We start from the raw sequence: 2610 nt of genomic DNA, 5'->3' as shown, positions 1-2610 counted from the left end.
ATTTCGGACCCGAAGACGGCTTCTTCAACCGCTTCGCCAACATGGCGCGCTATTCGCCGGTGCTGCCGCTGATCGGCGGCGGCCAGACCAAGTTCCAGCCGGTCTATGTCGGCGACGTGGCCGAAGCGGTGGCGCGCTCGGTCGACGGCAAGGTGGATGGCGGCCAGATCTATGAACTTGGTGGACCGAAGGTGCTCACCTTCAAGCAGTGTATGGAAGAGCTGCTCGACGTGATCGAGCGCAAGCGGCTGCTGGTGCCGGTGCCGTGGTGGGTGGCCAACATCCAGGCCTCGATCCTCGGCCTGTTGCCCAATCCGCTGCTGACCAAGGACCAGGTGACGCAGTTGCGCGAGCACAACATCGTTTCGGACGCCGCCAACAAGACCAACAGGACGCTTGCAGGGCTCGGCATCCAGCCGCAATCGATCGCGACGATCCTGCCCAGCTATCTCTGGCGCTACCGCGCCGCCGGCCAGTTCCAGCAACGCAAGCCTGCTGCTTGATTTATCACAACCGTCTGAAGCTGTGTCTCATGCCTGTCGCGGCGTGACCCGCATCGGCAGACCGCCTTGGGGCTGCGTGGTCAGTTTCTGTACCGGCCAGGGTTTGGTTTCGGCTGTCGTGTCGAAGCGGAAGCGCGACAGCATGATCGCCAGCGCGATGATCGCCTCCTGCATGGCGAAGCTGGCGCCGATGCAGACGCGCGGACCCGCGCCAAACGGCAGATACTGGAAGCGGTCGATCTTTTCGCGATTTCCCGGATGGAAGCGCTCCGGCAGGAAGGCATCCGGCCGGTCCCACAGTTTCCTGTGGCGATGCACGACCCAGGGCATCACCAGCACCGCGGCGTGCTTGGGAATATGAAGATCCTTCCACATTTCCGGTTCGATCGGCTCGCGGTTGATCGACGGCGCCGGCGGATACAGCCTGAGCGCTTCGTCGAAAGCCGCACGCGTGAACGGCATGGCATCGAGCCATTTCGTCGGATCGGGCTCGCGCGCCAACACCTGGTCGATCTCCTGCTCGACCCAGTCGCGCTCCCACGGTGATTCAGCCAGGCAATACAGTGTCCAGCCCAGAGCCCGCGCGGTCGTCTCATGGCCGGCGCCGATGAAGGTGATGATGTTGTCCTCGACCTCGGCCCGCGTCAGTCCATCGGGTCCCTCGGCCTTGAGCAGCAGCGTCAGGAAATCCTGCGGCACCGCATCGGGGTCGCGCTTGAATTTCGCTTCGCGCATCTTGACAGTGTCGGTGACGATCTTGCGGAAATAGGCCATGGTCTTGCGGCCGCGGATACGGGTCAGCCTCGGCAGCCAGTCGGGCGCGCGCAACAGATCGAGCGGATCGACGCGACCCATGGTCTCGAACAGGCGGTCGATCTCGTTGGCGAAACTGCCAGGCTCGCCCGATATCTCGCCGGAAAACAGCGTCTCGGCCAGGATGTCGTAGGTGAGCAGCGTCATGTCATGGGCGATGTCGGACGTGCCGCCGTCTTCGTAGCGGGTGACGAAGTCCAGCGTGCGTCTCAGCATCGGCTGGGCGAAGCCGAAGATGTGGCGCGGCGTGAACACCGGCGCCATCGCCTTGCGCGACCGCTTCCAGACCTCGCCCTCGGCGGTCAGCAGGCCATCGCGCAGGATCGGCCGCAGGATCTTCTGACGCACCGTCGCCATCTTGTAGTTCCTGGCGTTGTCGACCAGCACATGGCGGATCAGGCCGGGATCATTGGCGACGATCAGATGTCCACCAACACCACTGGCCGAGATCCACGGCTCGTTGTAGGTGTGCTCACCCCACAATTCGAGCGGGTTGCGGTAGACGATGCGGATCATCTCCAGCGTCGAGGGCGGCGTGGTGCGCGGCTTCGGCGCCGGGGGAATGAAGGGGGCGGGCTGGATGTCCATGGGCTGCTCCGCTGATACCCCAATGTAGTGGCTGGCAATGCGGGCGTCCATGTGACCGAACGGCAGGCGCAAATATGCAGCCCGAGGCGTCACGGCAGGCGATCCGTTCAGCCGATTGTGACCGCCTCCATGGCGGTGCCGCCTTGTCCGCGGCCGTGCCCTGCCGTAGGTCACCAACAGATACCGCCAGACCTAGGAGCCCGCCTTGAAGCACCAGTTGAACATCATCATCGGCAGCACGCGGCCAGGCCGCGCCGGACCGGTTTTTGCCGAGTGGCTGGAGACGTTCGCGCGCGAGCATGGAAAATTCGAGCCGGTACTGACCGACATCGATACGTTCAAGCTTCCGGTGCTGGACGAACCGCACCATCCAAGGCTCGGCAATTACAAGAACGACCATACCAAGGCCTGGTCGAAAGCGATCGATGCCGCCGACGCCTTCGTCTTCGTGGCGCCGGAATACAATTATTTCGTGGCGCCGGCGATCGTCAACGCGGTCGATTATCTCTCGCGTGAATGGAAGTACAAGCCTGCAGCCATTTTCAGCTATGGCGGCGTCTCCGGCGGCCTGCGCGCGGCGCAAGCGCTGAAGCCGTTGCTGACATCGGTCGGCGTCATGCCGATCTCGGAAGGCGTCGCGCTGCCGATGTACCAGAAACTGCTCGATGAGAACGGCGCTTTCAACGCCAGCGAACAGGTGCAGGGC

Annotated in this window: 2 protein-coding genes and 1 pseudogene; 2 read left to right on the top strand and 1 reads right to left on the bottom strand. The window is 63.5% G+C overall.

Annotated features, from left to right (window positions below; translation table 11 throughout):
- Nucleotides 1-503 (top strand): annotated as a pseudogene (locus EN750_RS28430) (complex I NDUFA9 subunit family protein); the annotation flags it as partial.
- A 27-nt stretch (nucleotides 504-530) separates the two neighbouring features.
- On the opposite strand, the gene EN750_RS28425 reads toward EN750_RS28430, so the two are convergent.
- Nucleotides 531-1904: a cytochrome P450 gene (locus EN750_RS28425; protein WP_127398727.1), complete on the bottom strand. Its 1374-nt coding sequence runs from the start codon at nucleotides 1902-1904 to the stop codon at nucleotides 531-533.
- Between the two features lie 205 nt (nucleotides 1905-2109).
- Here EN750_RS28425 and EN750_RS28420 point away from each other — a divergent pair.
- Nucleotides 2110-2610: NADPH-dependent FMN reductase (locus EN750_RS28420; protein ID WP_145967985.1), on the top strand; the 501-nt coding region annotated here is incomplete at its 3' end.

This window comes from Mesorhizobium sp. M7A.F.Ca.ET.027.03.2.1, assembly GCF_003999175.1.
GTDB lineage: Bacteria > Pseudomonadota > Alphaproteobacteria > Rhizobiales > Rhizobiaceae > Mesorhizobium.
Note: the sequence above shows the minus strand (reverse complement) of the source record. Positions and strands in the feature narration are given on the sequence as shown.